The sequence below is a fragment of the Paenibacillus sp. 37 genome, assembly GCF_008386395.1.
Taxonomy (GTDB): domain Bacteria; phylum Bacillota; class Bacilli; order Paenibacillales; family Paenibacillaceae; genus Paenibacillus; species Paenibacillus amylolyticus_B.
In genome coordinates this window covers 4,468,519-4,494,383 of record NZ_CP043761.1, presented here as the reverse complement: position 1 = coordinate 4,494,383, position 25,865 = coordinate 4,468,519, and the positions used below count along the sequence as shown (strand labels likewise).

The following is a 25,865-nucleotide window of genomic DNA, read 5'->3' as shown; positions in this document are numbered from 1 at the left end:
CTCATACTATACACATGAGTATTGCCGGAGGAGGGGAGACGAATGGGTAACAACATTTCGAAAGATGCACTGAATGCAATCAACAAGAAAACGGGTAAAACGATAACTGAAGGTGCCGTTAAGAAATTGGCAAGCACGGTGAAACCAACGACGATTCAGAATGAAGCTCAGTTGCGCCAGTTGATCAAACAAGTATCCGCCATGGCGAAAGTTCCGGTATCTGAGGATACGGTTAAGGATATTGTGAGTGCGGTCAAGAAAAGCGGATTAAATCCGAGCAGTATGGAATCGTTAATGAAAATGATGATGAAAAAATAATAGATCACACCTGCATGTACAGGTGATCCAGTAAGACAAAAAGACGAGTCGGCTTCTGCCGGCTTGCTTTTTTGTCTTTTTTTTGGAAAGTTGAGCTGAATTTCGTGTTATAATGGTTGCAATTGTCACAGTGTCAGTGATGAATATCGGACTGAAGGGGAGACTGCTGGATTATGAGCGCAATGGACAAGATGTGGCTGTCATTGGTGGCCATCCTCATTATGGGACTATCTGTATTCCTGATTACGTTTGCTCGTGCCAAAACAAAAGGTATTGTACGGGGGATTCTTTCTCTGATTGCATTTTTGATTATGCTGATTGGCTTTTTCGGTGGAATCGCTTCTCTGACCTGATTTCCCATGCCTGAAAGATAACATCCGCATAAGCGCATCATAAGAACTGACACAATGAACACGGATGAGGGGAGTGTGAGCCTATGGGGCCGCATGATACGGAGGGTCGGACAGAGCATTATCCGGAATTACACGCGGCTTTGCTGGAAACGGCCAAAGCCTGGAACACACAGCCACAGACATGGTTACTTGGAGGAAGTTGTGGGTTGCTGCTTCAAGGGGTGGAGTTGCAACAGGCTCCGAGAGATATTGATATCTATGCGGATGTCGCTGCTGCTAAAGAACTCCACCGTAGCGCTCCAGGGGAAATGCTTGACGAGCCTACAGTGGACAAGACGGGACCGTATGCTTCTCTGCTGAGCCACTATCAGGTGGGTGAATGTGCGCTGGAACTGGTTGGTGGTTTCGAAATATGGGCTCGCAAAAGTTGGTACCGCATCGAGATTGAACATGTACTTGCTCCGCATGCACCAGTAGCACAAGTGGGTTCATATACCCTGCGACTGATGCCGCTTGCGCATGAGCTGTTGTTTAATCTGCTACGAGGTCGTGAAGATCGTTATGTCCCCATTGCGACACAGATGCGACAGCAACCACATGCCCATCAACCTATAATGATGCTTTTAAGTCAACAAAATGTATGGACAAGCCGCTTCATAGCCGAAGTGGAAGAGCTTGTTGGCTTTGCATGGTCACAGTAGGGAGGAACATAATGGACTATAAAGTTACTTTTTTACCTATGAACAAATCGATAGCGCTCAAACCAGGGGCAACACTTCTGCATGCAGCACGACGTGCTGGAGTCAAGATTACGACCCGATGTGATGGTAAAGCGGCTTGCCTGATGTGCAAAGTGAATGTGGATGAAGAACATCGGGCGGAACTGTATCCACCAACAGATGCAGAAAAGCGCAAGCTGGGTTCACTGTTGGAAGCAGGTACACGACTGTCCTGTCAGGCCAAGGTGTGTGGATCTCTATCGGTTCATGTTCCAGAGGATCCGCTGAAGGCAGCCATTCGGAAACAACTGGAACGTCAACAAGAGGAAGACGACTGGTTCTGAGCGTTATGACATTGATTCTCTAATGAGTTATTCAAGGAGGACACGAATGATTAGGAACAAGGCAAAATGTGTGGAAGGAAGCAGACGGCAGCGTCTGAAACAACAGACGGGCGGTCTGCTGTTATTCCTGTTGTTTGCTTTTACAGCAAGTGGTTGTATGTATCCATCCCAGAGCAATTCGGACCCTAAGATAGCCTATCGGGAAAGCGTGAGCCGTATTCAGAGTGCGGTCGAGGCATTCCAGCAAGATGAGGGAATTTTGCCAATCATCAATGCAGATATGGAAACGCCAAAATATGAAAAGTTCAGAGTAGATCTGCCCAAGTTGAAACAACTGGGGTATCTGGATGAAATACCTGGGACTGCTTTTGAAAGTGGTGGGAGCGCTTACTTCCTTATTCAGGACGAAGAAGTGAATCCGACCGTTAAAGTGATGGATCTTCTGACCGTACAGAAAGTAAACGATGTGCAACGAATGGTTAATCAATATATGTCCGTACATAACAATAAGCTACCAAGCGGGGAAGAACTGTATCCGGGGTTATATGCTGTGGATATGGAGCAGGCTGCACAGGCGGGCACACCTTCCATTACGCTGAATAGTGTATATTCAGGTCAGGCGTTACCTTTTATGATGGATGACAAAGGCAAGGTCTATGTAGATTATGCTTTTGATATTATGCAGGCAGTGGAAAAGTCTGACGTGTCTCCAGCAGAGACTGAAGATGTTCGGGATTTGCTGGTGGAACACTCCTACTTCGTACCTGTAAAATCCGTTTTCTACAATTGGAAAAATAATGCGCCGGTTGCCCAGCCAATAAAATAAGCATGGTTGCAATTCAAATGATTTAGCTGTATTACCACCATGGCACTAATGGTTTCAAAAAGAGATATTCCAAATAAGGGATATCTCTTTTTTCTTTTGACCGTATGAGCAATAACCGTCATAAAAGCTTCATGGATCTCATAAAGTAGATTGAAATAAAGACGCGCAGTCCGAGATCGGGGGATTCTCCTAATGTCATCACCATAAGATAAAAAAACAAAAATACGCGTCATATTGCCGCATACGGATACATAAGATGATACTAGTCCAATTGCATGTACGAGTTAACGCCGCTCTCGCCGGTTTCATCAGAATGCAACGTTCGGCGGCGGACGACTTCCGGGCACTCACAAAGGCGGCTCTACCGTTGCAGGGATTTCAGTCTTCTGATTGAAAAAACGAAGCGGATGCTCTTTAGCATTTTTCCTTCGGAGTAATTTAGGGAGGGGATTTCATTGGAGAAAGTGGACATTTTTAAGGACATAGCTGAGCGGACCGGAGGGGATATTTATCTCGGGGTTGTCGGCGCAGTCCGGACGGGAAAATCAACATTTATTAAACGATTCATGGAAACGATCGTATTGCCTAACATCACAAGCGAGGCTGATCGTGCCCGTGCAGTGGATGAACTTCCACAAAGTGCGGCAGGCAAAACCATCATGACAACCGAGCCAAAATTTGTACCGAATAACGCAGTCCAGATCAAGGTGGCCGAAGGACTCGATGTCAATGTACGTTTGGTGGATTGTGTGGGTTACGCGGTGGAAGGAGCCAAGGGATACGAGGATGAGAATGGTCCACGCATGATCTCCACGCCTTGGTTCGAGGAACCAATTCCGTTCCAGGAAGCTGCCGAGATTGGTACTCGCAAAGTTATTCAGGAGCATTCTACACTGGGTGTTGTGGTAACAACAGACGGCACAATCGCCGAAATTGCCCGCAGTTCCTATGTGGAATCTGAAGAACGGGTCATTGCGGAATTAAAAGAAGTGGGTAAACCGTTTGTCTTGGTCATCAACTCCACTCGTCCTCGCAGTGAAGAAGCCCTGCAATTGCGTAGTGAGCTTGCTGCCAAATACGACATTCCGGTGATGACACTCAGTGCAGCGACCATGACGGAAGATGATGTGACGGGTGTACTTCGTGAAGTGCTCTATGAGTTCCCTGTGCATGAAGTGAATGTAAACTTGCCGAGCTGGGTTATGGTACTCAATGAGACTCACTGGCTGCGTAGCAACTACGAAAACTCCGTACGGGATACCGTTAAGGATATTCGAAGACTTCGTGATGTGGATCGGGTTGTCGCTCAGTTCATGGAATATGAATTCATTGATCGCGCAGGCCTGAGTGGCATGAATATGGGGCAGGGTGTAGCCGAAATTGACCTGTACGCGCCGGATGAACTGTATGATCAGATTCTCGTGGAAGTGGTTGGCATCGAGATTCGCGGTAAGGATCATCTGCTACAATTAATGCAGGAATTCTCGCATGCGAAGAGAGAATACGACCGCTTCGCAGAAGCGCTGGAGATGGTCAAAACGACCGGATACGGCATTGCTGCTCCATCTCTTGCAGAGATGGCTCTGGATGAACCTGAGCTCATACGTCAGGGCACCAAATTTGGCGTACGTCTGAAAGCAACGGCACCGTCCATTCACATGATCCGGGTTGATGTGGAATCGGAGTTCGCTCCAATCATCGGTACGGAGAAACAAAGTGAGGAACTGGTGAGATACCTGATGCAGGATTTCGAGAACGACCCGATCAAGGTATGGGATTCAGACATGTTTGGTCGTTCGCTGCACTCCATTGTGCGAGAAGGTATCCAGGGCAAGATTGCCATGATGCCGGATAATGCAAGATACAAATTGCAAGAGACGCTGGGAAGAATCATTAACGAAGGTTCGGGCGGCTTGATCGCTATCATTCTGTAAAACATCAAAAGACCGTAAGGGGGCATCCCCTCGCGGTCTTTTTTATGTGATTTCTTTATTTTGGATGAAATGGATAGGAAGAATAGTACTTTCGAAAAAACTTAGCGAGTTTTAGCTTTAAATTGCTAAAACCCATTTACATACTAGGGATTAGCCGTTATATTAATATTCAACTATTGTGATTGAGATCACAGAGAGTGGACAGGGGGATACAGAGATGAAAAGAAAAGAGACAAAATGGGTATGGTTGAGTGTGTTATTAGTATTTACATTGGCGCTGTCCGCTTGCGGAATCAAAAAAGAACCGGCAGCCACTCCGGCTTCGGGTGCATCAGATGATAAACCAAAAACGGAAGCGGTCACAGGCCCACTTAGCGGCAAGCGGATTGCACTTATTATGGAATTCAATACAGGTACTTTCTCGCAGCAATATGTGCAGGGTGTAAAAGAAGAAATCGAAAAATTCGGTGGAGAACTGACAACGTTTGTTGCCGATAATGACAAAGCAAAGATGGTATCCTTGCTTGATAGCGCTATTAACCAAAAATTCGATGCCATTCTCACGGATCATGGGGATTCCCTATTAGAGCCAGGCGTGAAGAAGGCAGTAGAACAGAAAATACCAGTGGTCGTGTTTGACGCAGCTATCAGTGTTCCAGGAGCTACAGTCCTGTCGCAGGATGACCAGAAGATGGCTGAGCTGACGCTGGAGCAAATGAAAAAAGATATCAATGGACAAGGCAATATTGTCAAAGTATGGGTAGCTGGTTTTGCACCGATGGAACGCCGTCAGATAGCATATGGTGAATTCATGAAAGCAAATCCGGACATCAAGGAAATAGCTACATTCGGTTCTGCACAGAACCCGGCGCTGGATACTCAAGCCAAAATGGAAGCTATTCTCAAGCAATATCCAAAAGGTGAGATTACAGCTGTATGGACTGCATGGGATGAGTTCGCCAAAGGTGCAGCGCGTGCGGTTCAACAAGCTGGACGTGACGAGATCAAAGTGTATGGTATCGATATGAGTGACGAGGATCTGCAAATGATTCAGGACCCGAAAAATCCTTGGGTTGCTTCTGCGGCTGTTGATCCAACGGATATTGGTCGCGTCCAGGTACGTTATGCTTATCAAAAACTGAACGGGGACGAGACGGAAGATGCAGTTGTGCTTAACCCGGTCTATGTTCAACGTGAAGCTCTGCCAGATAAACAAATCTCCACTTCGGAGCTGTCAGAGTTCGTTGAAGGATGGGGTGGCAGCACACAAGGAATCAAGGACTGGATGAGCGAATACGGAATTACTGCTAAATAAGCAGCGTATGGGAAGCGCGCCGCAAGGCGCGCTTTTTTCAAACAAATGAAGATATGTATGGTCTGGATGAAAAAAGGGATGCTCCCGGAAGGGAACGATTGGAGGTTAACATCATGAGCACTGCACCGATTCTGCTTCAAATGGAACACATCCACAAGCAGTTTTCAGGTATACCTGCACTGAAGGATGTGGATTTCTCTGTAAAAGGCGGGGAGATTCATGCGCTGCTGGGTGCCAATGGTGCCGGGAAGAGCACGTTAATGAAGATTTTGTCGGGTGCCTATCCATTGGATCAGGGGACGATTCAATTGAGTGGACAAGCGCTTCATTTAAGTTCTCCGGGAGACGCTAAGGCAAGTGGGATTCACTGTGTCTATCAGGAAGTGGATGCGGCACTGGTACCACAGCTGACGGCTGCGGAGAACATTATGCTGGATCAGTTGGCCTCATCTGCTGGAGGTTGGTGGAAAAGTCCACGGAAGCTGCAACAGCGCGCGGTTGAGGCGTTGAAGCAATTAGGGACGGACATATCCGTTCACCAAAAAGTGGCCGATCTGACACTTGCAGAGAAACAGATGATACTGCTGGCACGGATTTTGATCCAGGATGCCAAAGTCATCATTTTTGATGAACCGACTGCACCGCTGAGCCAGGAAGAAACGGATGCATTTTTCCGAATTGTTCATCTCCTGAAGGATCGGGGCGTAGCCTGCATTTTCATTACCCATCGTCTTGCTGAAGTGACGGGTCACTGTGATCGCGTTACGGTTATGAGAGATGGGCAACACGTATTTACCGGTGAAGCAAAGGGACTGACGATCAACGATTTGGTTACACAGATGCTGGGCAAACCATTCGAAGAAGAGTTTCCGAAGACGGAAGCGCCCGTGGGGGAACTGCTGTTGGAGGCGCGTGGGCTTCGTCGTGGAGTGAAGGTCAAAGGTGTTAACCTCTCTGTAAGCCGAGGTGAAGTCCTCGCTGTGGTGGGTCTGGTAGGCGCGGGTAAAACGGAAAGCTCTCGTTTGCTGATTGGTGCAGATCGGCTGGAGGGAGGCGAGATCCGGCTTAACAACCGTAATCTCCGCCTGTCTCAGCCTGCGGATGCGGCGGCTCTGGGGATTGTTTCTGTACCGGAGGAGCGACGTAAACAAGGAATCTTGATTCAGGAGAACGTGGAACGGAATTTGAGCCTGCCTTTGCTTAGTCGTCTTAGTACATTAGGTTTCGTAAGCCGCAAGCGGGAACGTCTGAATGCAGAGTCATTGGTGAAACAGCTTGGAATTAAAACATCGTCCGTGAAACAGGAAGTGAAATATCTAAGCGGTGGTAATCAGCAAAAGGTAGCCATTGGTAAATGGCTTAATGCGGAAGCGGATGTATTTATATTTGATGAGCCAACCAAAGGCGTAGATATTGGGGCAAAAAGTGACATTTTTCGCATCATCAATGAACTGGCTTTGGCGGGTAAGGGGGTAATCTATTTCACCTGTGAACTGGATGAAGGCATGGGAATTGGTGACCGAATCGCTGTCATGTGCGAAGGTGTTATCGTAAAAGAGTTCAAACGAGGCGAGACTAACCAAGAACAGCTGCTATACTATGCAAGCGGTGGACAAGAGGTGCAATCATGAAGGATAAATCACTGGATTTTGCGTTCCGTTACGGGGCGATTATAGTCATCATAGGTGTTATTGCATTTTTCGGCATTAAATTGCCTTATTTCTTTACGTACAGTAACTTGACCGATATTTTGGGCTCGATCTCTATCGTTACGTTTGTAGCGATCGGTGTTACGTTATCTCTCATTGTTGATGGATTTGATCTCTCGGTAGGGGCGACTGTCTCATTGACGACCGTCGTTACTGCTTCGTTAATGATTTGGTATCAACAACCACTGGCAATTGTAATTATTGTGCCTCTAATCATTGGCGCTGTTATTGGTTTACTGAACGCTTTGCTCATTGTAAAATTGCGTATTCCGGATTTGCTCGCCACCCTTGCCACGATGTACATCATCGGAGGTATTCACAAAACGTATGCACAGGGATATACCATTTACAATCACATGCAGTTCCCTGACGGGAGCAAAGCTGCGGGAGAGATGGACCCGACATTCCTGCTTATTGGGCAGGGTAAATGGCTTGGTATGCCGATATCGGTTATCATGCTACTTATTGCGGTAATAGGTGTGCATATCTTTTTGACGTATACGAAATATGGTCGCCAGATGTACATTACAGGGGGTAATGAGGAAGCTGCACGGTTGTCTGGAATCAAGGTGAAAAAGGTGCGTACACTCGCCTATGTAGCCGCTGGAGTGTTTGCAGCAATCGGGGGTATCATCTATGCTTCCAAAGTAGGATCTGGGCAAATCGATGCGGGATCACCGTTGTTAATGGAATCCGTAGCTGCAGTATTTGTCGGTTTCTCTGTGTTTGGTGCGGGTAAACCAAATGTCATCGGAACCTTCATTGGGTCGGTTCTGATTGGTGTTCTTGTGAACGGGTTGACGATGATGAACGTACAGTATTTCACACATGATATTGTAAAAGGTGGGGTACTCGTACTTGCCCTGGCGGTTACATTTTACGTCTTAAACCGCAACCGGACTTGAAATTGTGGGCTGTCTGTATTAGTATGAAATTTGTTCGGCGTCTGAAATCCCTGTGGTTTCAGGCGACATTCTGCCGAAAATGACTGTTGACCGCAGGCGGAGATTTGTGTTCAGCGCTCAAGATGTACGTAGATTTTTTGCGTATGAACGTATATTTCGCTATAAAACGGAAACACAGTATAACATTCAGGACATTGATACAGGAGGTGAAAAACAAATGAACAAATCAGACTTGATTACACACGTATCTGAAGCGACTGAATTGTCCAAGAAAGATGTAACGAAAGCGGTTGATGCCGTATTCGAAGCAATCTCTGAGGCTCTTCAAAGCGGAGATAAAGTACAATTGGTTGGTTTTGGGAACTTCGAAGTTCGCGAGCGCTCTGCACGTAAAGGACGCAACCCGCAAACAGGTGAAGAAATCGAAATTCCTGCGAGCAAAATTCCTGCATTCAAACCAGGTAAAGCGCTCAAAGACGGAATTAAATAAGATTTCTACATATTCCATATGTCGACAAAAAGACCGTGACTTGTTCACGGCCTTTTCTTTTGCCCTTTAACGATGATTCTTGCGGTTATCCGAGTGCTCAGGATCCTCCGGTTGCCCGGTATAAGCAACCAGAATGAGTTCTTCGCCAGCAGCTGCAGACAGATGCTGTTCGATTTCTTTTAACTGATGAATATGCTCGTCTGTAAGTGCGGCAGGGGTGTACTTCATACAGATTCTCCTTTCTGTGGCTGTACAACTGTAGTATGACCCGAGGGTAGCCGATTCTTACGGTCATTCGTATAAGGCGCAGGTTGACAAATGAAACAATCTTAATCATCATTAACGCTATCGAACTAAAGAAGGGGACATGCGTGATGGATCATCCAACCGGCAATGATTATATTGTAATTAAGGCAGAGGAAAATGGTGTCCAGGTGATCGGATTAACCCGAGGTCAGGATACACGTTTTCACCACACCGAGAAATTGGACAAGGGTGAAGTGATGTTTGCCCAATTTACCACCCATACTTCAGCTATTAAAATCCGGGGCAAAGCCACGCTTATTACCAAGCATGGACAGATTGAATCGGAGTAATGACAGATTGAATACATTCAAATGAAGATTGCAGGCATAGCCTGCTTTTTTTCATTGTACAATGAGGTATGAGCCTTTACCGGACAGACTACACTAACAGGTAAAGGCAGGGAGGCGTATATGAAACCGCGGATGATTGTTACTGCTTCAATACTGGCAACGGTTGCGGCGGTCTTTCTGCTTGTTGCGATACAAACCTTACATATGCGTACATGGGGCGGGGACAACGTACAGACTGCCTCTGCATCACATCATCCAGTTCAGCTAACGAATGACAATCTGGTTGATGTGCTAAGCTCCATGCAGCTATCAACTCCCATTGCAAGAGTGGAATGGAAACAGTCCATTTTGACACTGGACCTCAAAGTTAAAGGAACGGGTACAAGTTACACTGAAATCTATGAGAACATGGCAACTGTGGCGGATCTGGGCTTTCGGAGTCTGGATAACGTGGATCAGGTGCTGCTGCGTGTGATGGCAGAAGATGAATGGATGCATAAACGACATCTGTTGCTTGCTGCTGATATTCGGCGTGGAGAGTGGCCTCTGTATGCGATTGAAACATTACGGAACTGGAAAAGTGCGGCCTTTTCAGATGAATTAAAGGACTGGTTTCATTTGATGGAGACCGAACTCTGGAAGAAGCAATTCGAAATGACAAGTCAGGGGTAATAGAATAGCAGGATTCAGTGCGTGCCCGTTCAACATATGCTATAATATATAAGATTGTAGTGCAGAAATGGTTTAACAATGTTAAGGCTCGGAGGCTGAGAATGAATTCATATCGCGTACCCCAACTAGCAAAGAAATATACGGATTACGACATGATTCGACAACATACGGAAATCCCATCATTTCCGGATAGCCGGGCACGTCTGTTGCAGGTATTTGTGGGCCGCACAGACGAAAAGGTGCATCAAGAGTTATATGCTCTTGCAACTTCGCTCGTTCAGTTGGCCATGGATACGCATGATCGAATCGATACCATTTCCGGTGAGCGGAAAGAGCAGGAGATGCGTTCACGTCAGTTGAATGTACTCGCCGGGGATTATTTAAGTAGCCGTTTTTATCAATTGCTTGCCCAAGCGGGCAGAATTGAAATGATTGGCAAACTCAGTGGTGCTGTATCCGGAGTGAACGCACGCAAGATGACGCTGTATGAACGGATGAAGAAGCTTCTCGTTTCGGCTGATGAATACTTGCGTGAAACGGTACAGCTGAGGATGCAGCTGTTTCTTTCATTTACAGGCATGATTCAACATAACGAAGAGTCATTATGGAACAGCCTGTTGACCGAATTCAGCTCCTGCGAAACGATCGTGGAAGAACTGAAGCGGATGAATGACGCAAAACAATATCTTCATAGCTATGCATATTGGCACATATACGAGCATGGTAATGACGATGAGCGCAATGTGTTGCGTCACTCTGAACCGGATGCACGTGCATGGAACGCTATGGTGCTGAAGCATAGGGTTGGCGAGGTTTTGCTGGACAAGCTTCGCGAGTGTACACACCGCATTCAACTGTTGTTGCAAGACGAGGAAGGGCGGATGGGCTTGCATGAGATACATGCAATTCTAGAGCCTTACTTGGCATATTTGCAGCCTTCACATGCGGCAGTAAGGGAAGATTGAGGGGGAGACAGACGAATGGGGAGCGGAGAGACCAAACCGAAAGAAGAATATGTCCATTCGGTTTTTCAGAGTATAGCCGGAAAATATGATGTCATGAATGATATTCTGAGTTTCCGCAGGCATAAGGCTTGGCGTAAATTCACCATGAAAAAGATGAATATGTCCAAAGGCGATACCGGTCTTGATTTGTGCTGCGGCACATGTGACTGGACGCTTGCTATGGCAGAGGCAAGTGAAACGGGGCACATGCACGGACTTGATTTTAGCAGCAACATGCTGGAGGTTGGCCAGACAAAGATCAATGCGGTGCAACGTCAGAAGCAGATTACCCTGACACAGGGAAATGCCATGTCACTTCCTTTCGAAGACAATTCATTTGATTATGTGACGATTGGGTTCGGGCTGCGCAATGTACCTGATCTCAGGCAAGTGTTGTCTGAAATGAAACGTGTGGTCAAACCGGGCGGTATGGTTGTGTGCCTGGAATTGTCCAAGCCAACATGGCAGCCGTTTAAAGGCATTTATTATTTTTATTTTGAGAAGGTTTTACCGAATCTTGCCAAAGTGTTTGCTAAAAGTTTTGAGCAGTACAAATGGCTGCCGGACTCACTGGCCATTTTCCCAGGAAGGCAGGAACTGGCAGACATTTTTGCAGAAACTGGATTACAACAAGTGCAGGCCTACCCTCTGACCGGAGGTATCGCGGCACTGCATATTGGAACCAAGGAGAATCAGCATGTTTAGGAAAATTCGCATCTTTTTAGAAATGATCAAGATTGAACACACGCTTTTTGCTTTACCTTTTGCATTTATGGGGGCCATTCTCGGCTCCATGGTAGTGAATAATACCTTCCCAAGCTGGATGCAGATCATGTGGGTATTGCTTGCGATGGTCGGCGCACGTAGTGCGGCTTTTGGTTTGAACCGAATTATTGACCAAGCGATTGATGGTAAAAACCCGCGTACCGCGATGAGAGCCATCCCGGCAGGACTGTTGAAAAATGGGGAAGTTGTTATATTTGTCATTATCTCATTTGTATTGTTATTCTGGGCCTCATCCAATCTTAATGTATTATCCATGCAGCTGTTGCCTATTGCTGTGTTTATGTTGGTATTGTATTCGTACACCAAACGATTCACATGGTTATGCCACGTCGTTCTCGGAATGACGATTGGTTTGGCACCACTTGGTGGCTGGGTAGCTGTAACAGGAACGATGGATTGGACAGCGATTGTGCTGTACGTTACGATTGTGTTCTGGACAGCGGGCTTTGATATTATCTATGCATGTCAGGATCTGGAATTCGATCAGGGAGAGGGTCTTCACTCCATACCTTCGCGTTTTGGCCTGGTTAAATCCTTGCAGATCGCCAAGTTCTTCCATGTGATTACTGCAATTGGTTTTCTTGCGTTATTGTTGATGACAGATCTGAGCTGGTGGTATGGCGCAGGCATGTTGGTGACGTATGGAATTCTGTTCTATCAACACTATATTGTATCGCCTAATGATATGAGCCGTGTTCAAACGGCGTTTTTTACCATGAACAGTTTGCTTAGTTTAATCGTATTTACGTTCACTCTGATTGATCTGGCGGTGAAATAAATGGTACAGCAGCCGGACAATAAACGACTGGTTGTCGGAATTACCGGAGCGAGTGGCAGCATATATGGCATTCGATTAATTGAAACGCTGCTTGATTTGGAATATAACGTTCATCTGGTCATATCCAATGCAGGGTGGCGTGTACTGAAAGAAGAATTGGATTGGGATGTGACGAATCGGGACGCAGTGCTGGAAGAAAAATTCGGCAACCGTGCCGGTTCTCTGATCTATCATCCTGTGAGTGATATAGGGGCCTCCATTGCAAGTGGTTCTTATCTGGCCGATGGCATGATTATCATGCCATGTTCGATGGGAACTCTTTCGTCCATCGCGCAGGGATCGTCGGATAATCTGATGTCTCGCGCAGCCGATGTTATGATGAAAGAGGGAAGAACATTGATCCTCGTACCACGTGAGACGCCTCTTCATGCAATCCATCTGGAGAACATGCTGAAGCTTTCTCGTCTTGGTGTGCGAATGATACCGGCTATGCCTGCTTTTTATTACAAACCTCAGACTATGGATGAGTTGATTCTGTTTTTGGTGGGGAAAGTGCTGGATAGCTTGCGCATCCCACATCAACTGTTTACAAGATGGGGAGAACCGGATGAACGGGGATAACGACTGAGTTCGATACAAGGCTGTTTTTTGCCAAAGTGTTGCTCGGTTTATTTGTCCCCCGAATCCCGGGGTATTGGTGAGCACTGATGGTGAGTCTTCATGAACCACAGTCTTGACCCATGCTCCGGCAACTTCTGTATTTTGTTTCAGAACAAGTCGCAGAGTTTAATTTTCGGGTGTCGGCTATGACATTCGGAGAAGAAAAACACGTTAGATTACCTTATAGAACAACACAAGCAAGAACGGTAAGCCGGGTTTTTCGTAATGCCTGCAGGCCCGACTTGCTGGAGGGGAAGGTAAGCATGAATTTATGGACTGACAATACGCTGATACGGGTGAACGAATGAAACTATTGGATATTTTCGGGTTGTTAAAAAAGGACATGGATTACATTGAGAAAGAGTTGTATCGCAGTGTTCGAGGAGAACAGAAGCTGCTGAGTGAAACGTCACTTCATTTGCTCAAAGCAGGAGGAAAACGGTTACGGCCTGTTTTTGTGTTACTTGGTGGGAAATTTGGTACATACGACATTGAACGTCTGAAGCTGGTTGCGGTTCCGCTGGAACTCATTCATTCGGCATCCCTCGTTCACGATGATGTCATTGATAATGCGGAGACACGCCGTGGCAAACCCACGGTGAAGTCAAAATGGGATAATCGGATTGCCATGTACACAGGAGACTATATCTACGGTAAGGCACTTGAAATGACTGCCGGATTATCCGATCCAGCTATTCATCGTATCCTTGCCAAAGCTATGGTACAGATGTCCATTGGTGAGATGGAGCAAATTCGCGATTTTTTCAATACGGGACAAAGTGTTCGTAACTATCTGCTGCGGATTCGCCGCAAAACAGCACTTCTGATTGCCGTTAGCTGTCAGTTAGGGGCATTGGCTACACGTGCGCCTGAGCATGTTTCTTCCCTGCTGTATACGTACGGATACAATGTGGGGATGGCTTTCCAGATCCAAGATGATGTACTTGATCTGGTAGGTACCGAGAAACAACTTGGCAAGCCACCTGGCAGTGACATGAAGCAAGGAAATATCACTCTTCCTGTACTTTATGCCCTAGAAGAATCCAATCTGCGGGAACCTTTGCTTAAGGAGATTTCCCGTGTCCAGCATGAAGAAGGACGGGCAAGTGCATCGGATGCAATTGGAATGATTCGCCAAAGTCAAGGAATTGCTAAAGCAGAAGCCCTTGCTGACCGATATATGAAGAAAGCGCTCGATGCTCTCGATCAGCTACCTAACATCAAGACGACCAAAAACCTGCGTGATATCGCTCATTTTGTGGTTAAACGTACGCATTAAACAATGTATGACCTTCAACTCTCGTATTACTCATACCCAAAGATGAACAGAACTGTGAGATTCCTCATTGGGAGGATTTGGACATGTATGTTACAATCAGAGGGATTGCGTTTACATAGTGATTAACTTTGAACCGTGAGTGAGGAGTGAGCTGATGGATCGTACATTTTTGATGGTGAAGCCGGATGGTGTGCAGCGTGGATTGATCGGTCGAATTATTAGCCGTCTGGAAGACAAAGGATTTAAGTTGGTGGCAGGCAAATTGGTACAGATGTCTGAGGATCAGGCAAAACGCCATTATGCTGAACATGAGGGTAAACCGTTTTTCGATGATTTGGTTCGTTTTATCACATCTGGGCCTGTATTTGCCATGGTGTGGGAAGGCGACGATATTGTGGCGCTTGCGCGCATCGTCATCGGAAAAACCAATGTGAAGGAAGCAGCTCCGGGTACCATTCGCGGAGACTTCGCCAGCCACACACCACATAATCTGATTCATGGGGCAGATTCACCGGAAAGTGCTTCCCGTGAAGCAGCAAATTTCTTTGCTTCAGATGAACTGGTGGTATACGACAAGAGCATCGCAGCCTGGTTGTAATTATTAGCCAAAAGGGTGATACACGATGCTGGAGCAAGAACAACTACTAGACCCGGATTACACCGGATTCATTCGTAAAATCAAAGAGAGCACAGGCATTGATCTTGCTCAATACAAGGAAGGCCAGATGAAAAGAAGGCTGACCACACTTCGCAACAAAAACGGGTTTCATACATTTTCTAACTTTTTTGAAGCTATGCAGAAAGATAAATCATTGTTCTACGAGTTCCTTGATCGTATGACGATTAACGTGTCGGAATTCTGGCGTAATCCCAATCGTTGGGAAGTGCTGCGGGACGAAATTCTGCCTGAGCTGCTGGGGTCCAAGCGTCGTGCTAAAGTTTGGAGTGCAGCCTGTTCAACAGGTGAAGAACCTTATACACTCGCCATGATTCTGGACACGATGGGCATTTTGAAGGACAGCTCCATTACGGCAAGTGATCTGGATGAAGGCGCATTGGCCAAAGCCAAGGAAGGGCGTTATATGGAACGCTCACTTAAGGATGTGCCAAAGGAAACGGCGAACCGTTACTTCAAGCAGGATGGCTTGGTATACCGTATTGATGAGCAACTCAAAAATTCGATCAAGTTCATGAAACAAAATTTGCTGGTGGACCGTTTTGACGATGGGTACGATCTGATTGTGTGCCGAAATGTCATGATCTATTTTACCGAGGAAGCCAAAAATCTGTTGTATCATAAATTTGCAGCAAGTTTGCGTCCAGGCGGTATTTTGTTTGTGGGTAGTACGGAGCAGATCTTCTCCCCGGGACAATATGGTCTGGAGACAGCAGAGACATTCTTCTATCGGAAAAAATAATGATAATGGTTGTTCAGCCGTCTGAAGCACATGTACATGTGTTCAGGCGGTTATTTGTATACCAAGTACAAGAAAGAGCCGACTTTCTTGTCAAAGCCGGTCAGCTATACTATAATAAGCAAAGAAATTATGGGATTTTAGCAATGTGAAGTTTAACAGTTTAAAGGGGGAACGTATTATGAGTTTACGCTATTTAACCGCAGGGGAGACGCACGGACCCCAATTGACCGCTATTATTGAAGGATTGCCAAGTAATTTGACGATTGATTTTGAAGAACTGAATTTCCAGCTTCACCGCCGCCAAAAGGGATATGGCCGTGGACGCCGGATGCAGATCGAGAAGGATCAGGCGAATTTCGTTGGTGGTATCCGTCACGGATATACAACAGGTGCTCCGGTAGCGCTGGTTGTTCAAAATAACGACTGGAAACATTGGCAGAATATTATGAATATTGAGCCGATTGAAGGCAGTGACGAAGAAAAACGTCGCGTTCATCGTCCACGTCCAGGGCACGCTGATCTGAACGGTGGACTCAAGTATAATCTCAAAGACTTGCGTAACGTACTGGAGCGCTCCAGTGCACGTGAGACAACGGTACGTGTGGCATGTGGTGCCATTGCACGTCAATTCCTGGCTGAATTCGGAATCAAGGTAGCTGGACGTGTACTTCGTATTGGAGAGATCGAAGCTCCATATCAGGACCTTCCGATTGATGAACTGATCGCAGTGACAGAAGCTTCCTCTGTACGTGTTACGGATGCTGAGACAGAGAAGAAGATGGAAGCCTACATCGACCAGATTAAACAAGAAGGCGATTCCATCGGAGGAATAGTGGAATGTATCGTTGAAGGTGTACCTATTGGTCTTGGTAGTTATGTTCAATACGATCGCAAGCTGGATGCACGAATCGCTCAAGGCGTAATGTCCATTAATGCATTCAAAGGTGTAGAGATTGGTATCGGATTCGAAGCTGGAGTCATTCGGGGATCACAGGTGCATGATGAAATCATGCATACGGACGAGCGCGGCTACCACCGGGCAACCAACCGTCTGGGTGGGTTCGAAGGTGGTATGACAAACGGTATGCCAGTCGTTGTACGTGGTGTGATGAAGCCGATTCCAACGTTGTATAAGCCACTGCAAAGTGTCGATATTGATACAAAAGAAGCATTTACGGCTCAGGTTGAGCGCTCGGATGCTTGTGCTGTACCAGCAGCGAGTGTGGTTATGGAGCATGTTGTAGCGTGGGAAATTGCCAAGGCATTCCTGGAGAAATTCGGCGGGGATTCCATGGAAGAGATCCGTGCCAATGTTGCTAATTATAACGCTCAACTGGAGAATTACTAATATGCGTCAGCTGACGGTACAGTTGGAGGAACGCTCATATCCGATTCTGATTGGTAGCGGCCTATTGGCACAAGCCCCTCAATATTTTGAGCAATATGGCTTGACCAAAAAAAGTCCTCTACTCATCATTACAGATGAAAATGTGGCTCCCAAATACTTGTCAGGTTTGGAGCAAACGCTGCGTACGGCTGGTTATACAGTCGTATCGGCGGTTGTGCCCGCTGGTGAAACATCGAAATCCCTTTCGGTGTATCAGGATATGATGACCGTTGCGATCGAAGGCAAACTGGATCGGAGTTCTGCGATTCTGGCCCTAGGTGGTGGTGTCGTAGGTGATCTGGCTGGCTTTGTTGCCGCTACATATATGCGTGGAATCAAGTTTGTTCAAGTACCTACAACGATTTTGGCGCATGACAGCAGTGTAGGCGGCAAGGTGGCTGTCAATCATCCGCTGGCCAAAAATATGATCGGTGCATTTCACCAGCCCGAGCTTGTACTCTATGATGTGGACACACTTCAATCCTTGCCGTCGCGAGATGTATCGGCGGGGTTGTCAGAGATGTTGAAGCACGGACTGATCCGTGATGAGGCTTTTGCACATTGGTGTGAGGAACATGCGGAAGAACTGCTTGCGCTTAATCCGGAAGCACTTGGATACGGCTTGGAGCGTGGATGTGGCATTAAGGCAGAGATTGTATCCAGAGACGAACGGGAAAATGGTGAACGTGCGCTGTTGAACCTGGGACATACGATTGGTCATGCCATTGAAGCGATTGCCGGTTATGGAGAATTCCTGCACGGAGAAGCGATCTCGATCGGTATGGCTGGATCAGCATTGCTTGGTGAGAAGCTTGGTGCGCCAGCAGGGCTCTATGAAGATACAGTCCGCATGTTGCGTTCACTTCGCCTTCCAACAACGATGCCTGCGCATCTCGACACGGATGCACTAATGGAAGCGATGATGCATGACAAAAAGTTCCGTGAAGGTCATATGGTGTTTATCATTCCTGATCGGATTGGGGCTGCAAGAATTGTGAAGGACGTACCTGTGTCGGCAGTTCGGGACGTCATTGAAATGCTCAGGAAGGGAGAATGACAGCAATGGTCACACGGGGAATTCGCGGGGCTACAACGGTCACGCAGAACAACGAAGAACAGATTTTGAAGGAAACGGCTGTATTGTTGCAGGAGATCGTGGATCGCAATGAGATCCAACCGGAAGATATCTGCAGTGTGTGGATTACGTTAACTGGGGATCTGGATGCTGCATTCCCGGCAAAAGCTATTCGCCAACTGGATGGCTGGGAACTCGTACCACTAATGTGTGCACTGGAGGTTCCTGTTAAAGATGCCTTGGCGCAGTGCATTCGTTTCATGGTGCATGTCAATACAAACAAAGCTCAGAATGAAATCAACCATGTGTATCTAAACGGTGCACAGGCATTACGTCCGGATTTGGCAACACCTTCTGGCTCTTAAGTAGTGGGTTGTCAAACCGATCATAATGATGTATAGTGAGAACCAGTTGAGTAGAGTAGAGATTGAGCTGAGAGCAGCTGAGCTAGTGGAGTATTAGCAGAGTCCAGTGGGTGGTAACCGGGGCAACAGAAACCGGTCAACTGATTCACGGTACGTCGTGCTACGGAATAGGTAACAGGAACAGGGAAAATAAACGTGTCATTGGACATCTTTATTTTGATATATTATTTTGGTATAAACACAATCAATGCACTTTCCTATATTTTACGAAATATTGGAATGAGTAGTTGAAGTGTTATAACTGATATATTTTCCCGAATTGGATGATGTGAGATGCATTAATTCAGCGACCTGTGAATAATCCGACGGCGAAGTATAGGGACTTGTTATTTATGAAGCATCACCCTGTTGAATACAGCTTATAACCAAACCTCTACCTGATGGTAGAGGTTTTTTTTACATATAACCTTTTCTTCTACCCTTATAGGTTCAACTAAACTTTTTACACAAACGGAGAGGACAGAAATAACCTGTTGAAGCGGAGCGTTCGCCTAAAAGCTTTCTGAAAGAAAGCTACATCGGAAGCATACGCTATCACCGGATTTTCCCTTTAGAAAGGGAGTCAAAAAAATCTGGGGATAACAGCGATCGGAAGGTTGTTCTGTCATCGGAGTGTTCAGTGTAAACCTCTCTAGTTGAACTTATATAAATCTGAAAGGACGTGATTTGATGATAACGCCAAACGTTAATCAAGTACTGAAAATGTCGAATGAGTATAATCTGATTCCGGTAGTCAAACGGATTCTGGCAGATATGGAGACTCCGATTCGTATATTCCGCCGTTATGCTGACAACGACCGGGCATTCCTGCTGGAAAGTGTAGAGGGTGGTATTCAATGGGCGAGATACTCGTTCATCGGTACAGATCCGTTCCTGATGATTTCGGCCAAGAAGGGCCGGATTGTTGTAGAAGAAGCAGGGAAGACTCGTGAATTGCCAGGCAAACCGATCGAAGAACTGAAAGCACTGCTGCGTAAGTACCGCAGTCCAAAAGATGATGAACTGCCACCATTCACAGGTGGGGCAATTGGTTTCTTCGGATATGATCTGCTGTCCTATTATGAGAAGCTTCCAGCCCACGCGCTGGATGATCTGAATATGGATGACATCCGTTTTATGTTCTGTGACCAGATTATCGTGTTTGACCATGTGAAGCAGCAGATGTTGCTCGTTGGTAATGTACACGTCAAGGACGGTGCAACGGATGACGAGATACGTCAAGCGTATGCAGTGACTTCGGAGAAGCTGGAGCAGGCCGCAGAACGTTTGCAGCAGCAAGGACCAGGGGAGAACCTGAATCCGCGTTCCATTCCGGGAGACATTGAACTGGGTGACATCCGCTCGAACCTCACGAAAGAGCAGTTTATCGGTAATGTGGAGCAAGCCAAAGATTACATTCGCGCAGGTGATATTTTTCAAGTGGTATTATCCCAGCGTTTCCACATTGATACGGAAGTTTCTCCGCTTCACGTGTATCGTGTGCTTCGGACCCTGAATCCATCACCTTATATGTACTACCTCAAAATGGATGATGAGATTATCGTGGGTACTTCGCCTGAAGCGCTGGTCAAGGTGGACGGGAATCGTGTGGAGACACGACCGATTGCAGGCACACGTCCAAGGGGGGCAACCGAAGCGGAAGATCGTGCACTCGCTGCTGATCTGCTCCAGGATGAGAAGGAACGCGCGGAGCATCTGATGCTGGTTGATCTGGGGCGTAACGATCTGGGCCGGGTATCCAGCTTTGGCAGTGTGAAGTGTGACATGTTCATGGAGATTGAACGGTATTCTCACGTGATGCACATGGTATCCAACGTTACGGGCGAGCTTAGAGAAGATAAGGATTTCTTCGATGCATTCCTCTCTTGCTTGCCAGCGGGTACCGTATCCGGTGCACCGAAACTGCGAGCAATGGAGATTATCGCGGAACTGGAGAAAGAGGCACGGGGTGCTTATGCAGGAGCAATCGGATACCTTGGTTTCTCGGGTAACATGGACTCCTGTATTACGATTCGTACGATTATTTTCAAAAAAGGAAAAGCATATGTACAGGCCGGAGCCGGAATCGTATGGGATTCTGTGCCTGAGAATGAATATGAGGAAACGGTTAACAAAGCTAAAGCATTGCTCAAAGCGATTCGAACAGCAGAAGCAATGTTTCCTGCCAAAGAAAAGGACAGCACGTTGAGACTGGCCAATGCAGACTACTTTGTCACACCAGCGGCCGCTAAGAACTGAGAGAGGAGAGACCGGAGATGAACATAAACCCAATAATGAATGAGAACCCTGGAACCCCCATTGCTGAGATCACTCGTGAGGAAGGCATGAAGAATGGCCTGGCGAAGATTCTAGAGGGCAGCCATCTGGAGCAAGCAGAAGCAAGAGATTTGATGTACTCGATTATGAGAGGTGAAGCAACGCCGGCTCAAATCGGAGGTTTGCTGATGGCACTGCGGATGAAGGGGGAAACGGTGGATGAGATCACCGGTTTTGCTGAAGCCATGCGTGGTCAGGGCGGACGAATTCTAACGGATGGTAGCGGCTTGCTGGATACGTGTGGAACAGGTGGATCGGGTATTCACAAATTCAATATTTCCACAGCATCCGCCATTATTGCTTCGGCCGTCTCGGTTCGGGTCGCCAAACATGGCAACCGTTCAGCTTCAGGCAAAGCGGGTAGTGCAGATGTATTAGAGGCACTCGGTGTAAATATCCATCTGAACGGGGAGCAGGCCAGACAATGTCTGGATGATATCGGAATCTGCTTCTGTTTTGCCCAGGTATATCACCCTTCCATGCGACATGCGGCAGGACCAAGAAAAGAGCTGGGTGTTCGTACCATTTTCAATATGCTCGGACCATTAACCAATCCTGCGGGAGCAGATCGCCAATTGCTTGGCCTGTATGATCGTTCCCGGACGCCGATGATTGCTGAAGTACTGAATCGCCTTGGTCTCAAAAGAGCGTTGGTTGTGGCCAGCCATGATGGTCTGGATGAAATCAGTATCTCGGCACCGACTCAGGTATCTGAACTTCGCAATGGTGAAGTGCATACCTATGATATTGATCCACGTGATATGGGCTTGTCCATGCATCCGCTCGAAGCGGTGCTTGGAGGAGATGCGGCACAGAATGCCGAAATTATTAAGAGGATCTTCCAGGGTGAGCAGAGTGCCTATCGCGATGTTGTTCTGTTGAACGCCGGAGCGTGCATCTATGTATCCGGTCTTGCAGATAGCATTGCTGAAGGAGTCACACTTGCCGCAGAAGCGGTAGATTCGGGCAAAGCTGCCGGGAAGCTTGAACAGTTAATTCATACAACGGAGGCGTACAGTCATGTATCTTGATCGAATCGTTGCAACCAAACATAAAGAAGTTGAAGTATTGGCACAGACATTTCGTATGGATGAGGCTATCCAAAAAATCGAACAACTACCCGCAACCCGGGGGTTTGAACAAGCACTATCAAGTGGACGCAATCGCAAACTCGGCCTTATTGCTGAAGTGAAGAAAGCTTCGCCATCCAAAGGGTTGATTCGCCCGGATTTTCATCCGGTAGAGATTGCTGCTGCTTATGAGCGAGCAGGTGCAGATTGCATCTCCGTATTAACGGATGTGTCGTATTTTCAAGGGAGCAATGAGTACTTGCAGGCGATCCATCAAGCGGTGAATATTCCGCTATTACGCAAGGATTTTATTATAGATGAACGACAGATTGCCGAGGCAAGATTACTGGGTGCGGATGCGATACTGCTGATTGCCAGTATTCTGACACCTGAACAGATTCGTCAATATCTGGAATTTGCCAAAAGTTTGGGGCTGGATGCCTTGATTGAAGTCCACGACCGAACAGAACTGGAGCAGGTATTGGAGATTCCGCAGGCAACACTAGTGGGCATCAACAATCGGAATTTGAAAACATTCGAAACCAGTCTGAACACGACACTGGATTTGATGGAATTGATTCCAAGTGGCGTTACCTTGATTAGCGAAAGTGGTATTGACGGACCAGAATCAACAGTACCTCTGATCCAGGCCGGTGTTCATGGTATTCTCGTAGGTGAGCATCTCATGCGCAAGGATGATGTCGAGGCGGCTGTATATGATCTGATGGGACCTAAATGATGAATACTTCCATACACGATGGCACAGGCGACAGTATGTCAGAACGGAGAAACCCGCTGCCAGCGGCCGTAAAAATATGTGGACTTCAGGACGTTGAAGTGCTAAAATCGATGATAAACTTGCCTGTGGATTACATTGGTGTTGTTTTTGCCAAATCACGCCGCCGAATCGAACCCGAGCAGGCTGCTGCATTAAGAACGGTGTTGTTCGAATGGTCTGCCTATGATCGGCCGAAGCTTGCGGGTGTATTTGTGAATCCTACGCTTGATGAACTGGAACACATTATGGACATTGCTCACCTGGATGTTATTCAGCTGCATGGACAGGAGACTGCGGAATTTTGCCAGCAGGTGAAGCAACGGTGGAATGCCAAAGTGTTCAAAGTTTTTTCTTTTCCCAAAGATGAAACGGGACCGGAAGCTGATGATGCAGCCATAAGGGCTCTTGATACTTATGATAAATTCGTGGATGCGATATTGCTTGATACCCATGATCCTCTATATGGAGGGGGCTCCGGGAAGACGTTTGCCTGGGAGCGAATCCCTGCCTATGCTGAATGGGCAAAAAGTCGCGAAATTGCTCTGTTCGTTGCAGGAGGTTTGCAGCCAGACAATGTACAACAACTAATACAGACATATGCACCTTTCGGCGTCGATGTATCCAGCGGCGTGGAGACTGAAGGTGTGAAGGATATTGCCAAAATTACAGCATTCGTAGAAAGGGTGAAGCAGGCATGACACATCAATTGCCGGATCAACACGGGCGTTTCGGTCACTTCGGAGGCCGCTTTGTACCTGAGACACTAATGAACGCACTCATAGAGTTGGAGGAGGCATATAGCCACTTCTCTGAAGATGAGGAATTCAACAAGGAACTGAACTATCTGCTAAGCGAGTATTCTGGACGTGAAACGCCATTGTATCATGCAGAGCAATTGTCACGCCGATTGGGCGGACCGAAAATTTATCTGAAACGTGAAGATCTCAATCATACAGGCGCGCACAAAATTAATAACGCCATTGGACAAGGTTTGTTAGCCAAACGGATGGGCAAAAAGAAAGTTATTGCCGAAACAGGTGCAGGTCAACATGGCGTTGCAACGGCAACCGTAGCCGCATTGCTTGGACTGGAATGCAAAGTATTTATGGGCGAAGAAGATACAGAGCGTCAGCAGTTAAACGTATTTCGGATGAAACTGCTCGGAGCAGAAGTGATTCCGGTGACGTCCGGAACACGGACACTGAAGGATGCTGGTAATGAAGCTCTTCGTTACTGGGTCAGCAATGTGGAGGATACGTTCTATGTGCTCGGATCAGTGGTTGGTCCTCATCCATATCCGATGATGGTGCGGAATTTCCAGCGTGTGATTGGTGATGAGACCCGTCGTCAGATTCAGGAGATCGAAGGACGTTTGCCGGATGTGATTGTAGCCGCTGTCGGTGGCGGAAGTAATGCGATCGGTATGTTCTATCCATTTATCGGCGATGAGGATGTGAAACTTGTTGGTGTTGAAGCCGCAGGCAAAGGGGTCGAAACCGAGTATCATGCGGCGACGATGACCAAAGGTACGCATGGTGTATTCCAGGGATCTATGAGTTACCTGCTGCAGGATGAGTATGGACAGGTTCAGCCAGCGCATTCCATCTCGGCCGGACTTGATTATCCGGGTGTTGGTCCGGAGCATTCCTATCTCAAGGATATTGAACGGGCAAAATATGTACCGATCACGGATCAGGAAGCACTGGATGCCCTGCAACTCCTATGTCGGACGGAGGGAATCATTCCTGCTCTGGAGTCTGCACATGCGGTAGCCCAAGTTGTCAAACTGGCGCCTGAACTAACAGCAGATGATATTGTAGTCATTTGTCTGTCGGGACGTGGAGACAAGGATGTTGAATCCATCATGAAATACACGGGAGGTGACTTGGGATGAATCTGATGGACCAGACCTTCCAGCAATTGAAGGAACAGAAGCGTACGGCACTTATTCCATTCTTAACCGTGGGAGACCCGGATGTGGACACAACGATTGATATCATCAAGGAGCTTGAACAGGCTGGAGCGGATATTTTGGAATTGGGTGTTCCCTATTCCGATCCGCTTGCGGATGGCCCAGTCATTCAGCGTGCTTCCGAACGTGCGCTGAAAAGCCAGATTACCATTCGTACGGTTATGGAAACCGCTGCAAAGGCTCGTAAGGCAGGTGTGAAACTGCCGTTTGTACTGTTCACCTATTATAATCCGGTATTGCAGACAGGACTGGATGTATTCTTTGATGAATTGGTCAAACACGATATTAGTGGCATGATCATTCCGGACCTGCCGATTGAGGAAGCGGAAGAGATGCGAGAACGCGCAAATCGTGCTGGTGTGCATCTGGTGCCGCTTGTTGCACCAACATCTAATGCCCGGATTGAGCGGATTGTAACGGGAGCGAGTGGCTTTATCTATTGTGTATCTTCTCTTGGCGTAACCGGAGAGAGAGCTTCTTTCTTTGATGGCGTTGAAAGCTTCATTGAGACGGTGAAAAGTCTGACAGACCTCCCTGTAGCGGTAGGTTTTGGTATCTCCAGTCATGAGCAGGTGGCACATTTCTCCCGCATCTGCGATGGCGTTGTTGTAGGTAGTGCCATTGTTCGTCAAGTGGAAGATGCGATTCCTCTGCTTGAAAATCCGGATACGCGTGCAGCGGGACTGTTGCAAATTCGCAACTTTGTGGCACAATTAAAGGGATAGAGATGTCCTGA

General features: G+C 47.1%; 29 protein-coding genes. 28 read left to right on the top strand and 1 reads right to left on the bottom strand.

The annotated features are described in order from the left end of the window. Positions 1-42 precede the first annotated feature (42 nt). From F0220_RS19225 to F0220_RS19180, 10 genes are all read left to right on the top strand, one after another. Positions 43-318 carry a stage VI sporulation protein F gene (locus F0220_RS19225; protein ID WP_017687687.1) on the top strand — a complete coding sequence of 92 codons (276 nt, stop codon included), beginning with the start codon at positions 43-45 and terminating at the stop codon, positions 316-318. Positions 319-491: 173 nt separating this feature from the next. After that, positions 492-671, top strand: coding sequence for a DUF2768 family protein (locus tag F0220_RS19220; RefSeq protein WP_017687688.1), 180 nt, complete (start codon positions 492-494; stop codon positions 669-671). An 83-nt stretch (positions 672-754) separates the two neighbouring features. After that, on the top strand, positions 755-1,372 hold the full coding sequence (locus F0220_RS19215; RefSeq protein ID WP_105599422.1) for a hypothetical protein: 618 nt from the start codon (positions 755-757) through the stop codon (positions 1,370-1,372). An 11-nt stretch (positions 1,373-1,383) separates the two neighbouring features. Further along, positions 1,384-1,734: a 2Fe-2S iron-sulfur cluster-binding protein gene (locus F0220_RS19210; protein ID WP_105599420.1), complete on the top strand. Its 351-nt coding sequence runs from the start codon at positions 1,384-1,386 to the stop codon at positions 1,732-1,734. A gap of 46 nt (positions 1,735-1,780) precedes the next feature. After that, complete coding sequence (locus tag F0220_RS19205) at positions 1,781-2,560, top strand: YphF family lipoprotein (protein WP_105599419.1); 780 nt, start codon at positions 1,781-1,783, stop codon at positions 2,558-2,560. Positions 2,561-3,015: 455 nt separating this feature from the next. Continuing rightward, positions 3,016-4,494: a stage IV sporulation protein A gene (gene spoIVA, locus F0220_RS19200; protein ID WP_091018048.1), complete on the top strand. Its 1,479-nt coding sequence runs from the start codon at positions 3,016-3,018 to the stop codon at positions 4,492-4,494. Positions 4,495-4,711: 217 nt separating this feature from the next. Further along, on the top strand, positions 4,712-5,809 hold the full coding sequence (locus tag F0220_RS19195; protein ID WP_105599417.1) for a sugar ABC transporter substrate-binding protein: 1,098 nt from the start codon (positions 4,712-4,714) through the stop codon (positions 5,807-5,809). 113 nt (positions 5,810-5,922) lie between these two features. After that, positions 5,923-7,440, top strand: a complete 1,518-nt coding sequence (locus F0220_RS19190; protein ID WP_105599415.1) for a sugar ABC transporter ATP-binding protein — start codon at positions 5,923-5,925, stop codon at positions 7,438-7,440. Continuing rightward, complete coding sequence (locus F0220_RS19185; RefSeq protein WP_017687695.1) at positions 7,437-8,423, top strand: ABC transporter permease; 987 nt, start codon at positions 7,437-7,439, stop codon at positions 8,421-8,423. Before F0220_RS19190 ends, F0220_RS19185 begins: the two co-directional genes overlap by 4 nt. 217 nt (positions 8,424-8,640) lie before the next feature. Then, a complete protein-coding gene (locus tag F0220_RS19180; RefSeq protein ID WP_024630670.1) occupies positions 8,641-8,913 on the top strand; it encodes an HU family DNA-binding protein in 273 nt (90 codons plus the stop codon). Positions 8,914-8,979: 66 nt separating this feature from the next. Here the strand turns inward: F0220_RS19180 and F0220_RS32550 are convergent, their stop codons facing one another. After that, a complete protein-coding gene (locus tag F0220_RS32550; protein WP_179198574.1) occupies positions 8,980-9,141 on the bottom strand; it encodes a hypothetical protein in 162 nt (53 codons plus the stop codon). Between the two features lie 146 nt (positions 9,142-9,287). On the opposite strand from F0220_RS32550, the gene mtrB reads away from it, so the two are divergent. The 18 genes from mtrB (at position 9,288) to trpA (ending at position 25,854) form a co-directional block, all read left to right on the top strand. Next, on the top strand, positions 9,288-9,509 hold the full coding sequence (gene mtrB / locus F0220_RS19175) for a trp RNA-binding attenuation protein MtrB (protein ID WP_017687697.1): 222 nt from the start codon (positions 9,288-9,290) through the stop codon (positions 9,507-9,509). A 120-nt stretch (positions 9,510-9,629) separates the two neighbouring features. Beyond that, positions 9,630-10,181 (top strand): hypothetical protein, encoded by a 552-nt coding sequence (locus F0220_RS19170; RefSeq protein WP_105599413.1) that lies wholly within the window; start codon positions 9,630-9,632, stop codon positions 10,179-10,181. Between the two features lie 101 nt (positions 10,182-10,282). Beyond that, positions 10,283-11,146 carry a heptaprenyl diphosphate synthase component 1 gene (locus tag F0220_RS19165; RefSeq protein ID WP_105599411.1) on the top strand — a complete coding sequence of 288 codons (864 nt, stop codon included), beginning with the start codon at positions 10,283-10,285 and terminating at the stop codon, positions 11,144-11,146. A gap of 15 nt (positions 11,147-11,161) precedes the next feature. After that, complete coding sequence (locus F0220_RS19160; RefSeq protein WP_036607690.1) at positions 11,162-11,890, top strand: demethylmenaquinone methyltransferase; 729 nt, start codon at positions 11,162-11,164, stop codon at positions 11,888-11,890. Continuing rightward, on the top strand, positions 11,883-12,749 hold the full coding sequence (locus F0220_RS19155) for a UbiA-like polyprenyltransferase (RefSeq protein WP_105599410.1): 867 nt from the start codon (positions 11,883-11,885) through the stop codon (positions 12,747-12,749). Before F0220_RS19160 ends, F0220_RS19155 begins: the two co-directional genes overlap by 8 nt. Next, on the top strand, positions 12,750-13,370 hold the full coding sequence (locus F0220_RS19150; protein ID WP_017687702.1) for a UbiX family flavin prenyltransferase: 621 nt from the start codon (positions 12,750-12,752) through the stop codon (positions 13,368-13,370). Between the two features lie 343 nt (positions 13,371-13,713). Further along, a complete protein-coding gene (locus tag F0220_RS19145) occupies positions 13,714-14,688 on the top strand; it encodes a polyprenyl synthetase family protein (protein WP_105599408.1) in 975 nt (324 codons plus the stop codon). 154 nt (positions 14,689-14,842) lie between these two features. Further along, positions 14,843-15,286 carry a nucleoside-diphosphate kinase gene (gene ndk / locus F0220_RS19140; RefSeq protein ID WP_017687704.1) on the top strand — a complete coding sequence of 148 codons (444 nt, stop codon included), beginning with the start codon at positions 14,843-14,845 and terminating at the stop codon, positions 15,284-15,286. A gap of 25 nt (positions 15,287-15,311) precedes the next feature. After that, complete coding sequence (locus tag F0220_RS19135; protein ID WP_047843560.1) at positions 15,312-16,106, top strand: CheR family methyltransferase; 795 nt, start codon at positions 15,312-15,314, stop codon at positions 16,104-16,106. Between the two features lie 178 nt (positions 16,107-16,284). Beyond that, positions 16,285-17,454: a chorismate synthase gene (gene aroC / locus F0220_RS19130; protein ID WP_105599406.1), complete on the top strand. Its 1,170-nt coding sequence runs from the start codon at positions 16,285-16,287 to the stop codon at positions 17,452-17,454. Between the two features lies 1 nt (position 17,455). Continuing rightward, positions 17,456-18,550 (top strand): 3-dehydroquinate synthase, encoded by a 1,095-nt coding sequence (aroB, locus tag F0220_RS19125; protein WP_105599405.1) that lies wholly within the window; start codon positions 17,456-17,458, stop codon positions 18,548-18,550. A gap of 5 nt (positions 18,551-18,555) precedes the next feature. Beyond that, entirely contained in the window at positions 18,556-18,933 is a 378-nt protein-coding gene (aroH, locus tag F0220_RS19120) for a chorismate mutase (RefSeq protein WP_105600000.1), read from the top strand. A 729-nt stretch (positions 18,934-19,662) separates the two neighbouring features. Beyond that, positions 19,663-21,231, top strand: a complete 1,569-nt coding sequence (trpE, locus tag F0220_RS19115; RefSeq protein WP_091018030.1) for an anthranilate synthase component I — start codon at positions 19,663-19,665, stop codon at positions 21,229-21,231. Positions 21,232-21,299: 68 nt separating this feature from the next. After that, positions 21,300-22,340 carry an anthranilate phosphoribosyltransferase gene (gene trpD, locus F0220_RS19110; RefSeq protein ID WP_091018280.1) on the top strand — a complete coding sequence of 347 codons (1,041 nt, stop codon included), beginning with the start codon at positions 21,300-21,302 and terminating at the stop codon, positions 22,338-22,340. Further along, a complete protein-coding gene (gene trpC / locus F0220_RS19105) occupies positions 22,330-23,118 on the top strand; it encodes an indole-3-glycerol phosphate synthase TrpC (protein WP_076250003.1) in 789 nt (262 codons plus the stop codon). The genes trpD and trpC overlap by 11 nt, the downstream gene beginning before the upstream one ends. Before the next feature lie 35 nt (positions 23,119-23,153). Next, positions 23,154-23,855, top strand: coding sequence for a phosphoribosylanthranilate isomerase (locus F0220_RS19100; protein ID WP_091018278.1), 702 nt, complete (start codon positions 23,154-23,156; stop codon positions 23,853-23,855). Continuing rightward, positions 23,852-25,051 carry a tryptophan synthase subunit beta gene (gene trpB, locus F0220_RS19095; RefSeq protein WP_091018026.1) on the top strand — a complete coding sequence of 400 codons (1,200 nt, stop codon included), beginning with the start codon at positions 23,852-23,854 and terminating at the stop codon, positions 25,049-25,051. Before F0220_RS19100 ends, trpB begins: the two co-directional genes overlap by 4 nt. Beyond that, positions 25,048-25,854 (top strand): tryptophan synthase subunit alpha, encoded by an 807-nt coding sequence (gene trpA, locus F0220_RS19090; protein WP_105599403.1) that lies wholly within the window; start codon positions 25,048-25,050, stop codon positions 25,852-25,854. The genes trpB and trpA overlap by 4 nt, the downstream gene beginning before the upstream one ends. The last annotated feature ends 11 nt before the right edge of the window (positions 25,855-25,865 follow it).

What these genes read in the sequence shown, in the direction of transcription:
- F0220_RS19225 (WP_017687687.1), top strand. Translation starts at nt 43, where the DNA reads ATGGGTAACAACATTTCGAAAGATGCACTGAATGCAATCAACAAGAAA.
- F0220_RS19220 (WP_017687688.1), top strand. Translation starts at nt 492, where the DNA reads ATGAGCGCAATGGACAAGATGTGGCTGTCATTGGTGGCCATCCTCATT.
- F0220_RS19215 (WP_105599422.1), top strand. Translation starts at nt 755, where the DNA reads ATGGGGCCGCATGATACGGAGGGTCGGACAGAGCATTATCCGGAATTA.
- F0220_RS19210 (WP_105599420.1), top strand. Translation starts at nt 1,384, where the DNA reads ATGGACTATAAAGTTACTTTTTTACCTATGAACAAATCGATAGCGCTC.
- F0220_RS19205 (WP_105599419.1), top strand. Translation starts at nt 1,781, where the DNA reads ATGATTAGGAACAAGGCAAAATGTGTGGAAGGAAGCAGACGGCAGCGT.
- F0220_RS19195 (WP_105599417.1), top strand. Translation starts at nt 4,712, where the DNA reads ATGAAAAGAAAAGAGACAAAATGGGTATGGTTGAGTGTGTTATTAGTA.
- F0220_RS19190 (WP_105599415.1), top strand. Translation starts at nt 5,923, where the DNA reads ATGAGCACTGCACCGATTCTGCTTCAAATGGAACACATCCACAAGCAG.
- F0220_RS19185 (WP_017687695.1), top strand. Translation starts at nt 7,437, where the DNA reads ATGAAGGATAAATCACTGGATTTTGCGTTCCGTTACGGGGCGATTATA.
- F0220_RS19180 (WP_024630670.1), top strand. Translation starts at nt 8,641, where the DNA reads ATGAACAAATCAGACTTGATTACACACGTATCTGAAGCGACTGAATTG.
- F0220_RS32550 (WP_179198574.1), bottom strand. Translation starts at nt 9,141, where the DNA reads ATGAAGTACACCCCTGCCGCACTTACAGACGAGCATATTCATCAGTTA.
- mtrB (WP_017687697.1), top strand. Translation starts at nt 9,288, where the DNA reads ATGGATCATCCAACCGGCAATGATTATATTGTAATTAAGGCAGAGGAA.
- F0220_RS19170 (WP_105599413.1), top strand. Translation starts at nt 9,630, where the DNA reads ATGAAACCGCGGATGATTGTTACTGCTTCAATACTGGCAACGGTTGCG.
- F0220_RS19165 (WP_105599411.1), top strand. Translation starts at nt 10,283, where the DNA reads ATGAATTCATATCGCGTACCCCAACTAGCAAAGAAATATACGGATTAC.
- F0220_RS19160 (WP_036607690.1), top strand. Translation starts at nt 11,162, where the DNA reads ATGGGGAGCGGAGAGACCAAACCGAAAGAAGAATATGTCCATTCGGTT.
- F0220_RS19155 (WP_105599410.1), top strand. Translation starts at nt 11,883, where the DNA reads ATGTTTAGGAAAATTCGCATCTTTTTAGAAATGATCAAGATTGAACAC.
- F0220_RS19150 (WP_017687702.1), top strand. Translation starts at nt 12,750, where the DNA reads ATGGTACAGCAGCCGGACAATAAACGACTGGTTGTCGGAATTACCGGA.
- F0220_RS19145 (WP_105599408.1), top strand. Translation starts at nt 13,714, where the DNA reads ATGAAACTATTGGATATTTTCGGGTTGTTAAAAAAGGACATGGATTAC.
- ndk (WP_017687704.1), top strand. Translation starts at nt 14,843, where the DNA reads ATGGATCGTACATTTTTGATGGTGAAGCCGGATGGTGTGCAGCGTGGA.
- F0220_RS19135 (WP_047843560.1), top strand. Translation starts at nt 15,312, where the DNA reads ATGCTGGAGCAAGAACAACTACTAGACCCGGATTACACCGGATTCATT.
- aroC (WP_105599406.1), top strand. Translation starts at nt 16,285, where the DNA reads ATGAGTTTACGCTATTTAACCGCAGGGGAGACGCACGGACCCCAATTG.
- aroB (WP_105599405.1), top strand. Translation starts at nt 17,456, where the DNA reads ATGCGTCAGCTGACGGTACAGTTGGAGGAACGCTCATATCCGATTCTG.
- aroH (WP_105600000.1), top strand. Translation starts at nt 18,556, where the DNA reads ATGGTCACACGGGGAATTCGCGGGGCTACAACGGTCACGCAGAACAAC.
- trpE (WP_091018030.1), top strand. Translation starts at nt 19,663, where the DNA reads ATGATAACGCCAAACGTTAATCAAGTACTGAAAATGTCGAATGAGTAT.
- trpC (WP_076250003.1), top strand. Translation starts at nt 22,330, where the DNA reads ATGTATCTTGATCGAATCGTTGCAACCAAACATAAAGAAGTTGAAGTA.
- F0220_RS19100 (WP_091018278.1), top strand. Translation starts at nt 23,154, where the DNA reads ATGTCAGAACGGAGAAACCCGCTGCCAGCGGCCGTAAAAATATGTGGA.
- trpB (WP_091018026.1), top strand. Translation starts at nt 23,852, where the DNA reads ATGACACATCAATTGCCGGATCAACACGGGCGTTTCGGTCACTTCGGA.
- trpA (WP_105599403.1), top strand. Translation starts at nt 25,048, where the DNA reads ATGAATCTGATGGACCAGACCTTCCAGCAATTGAAGGAACAGAAGCGT.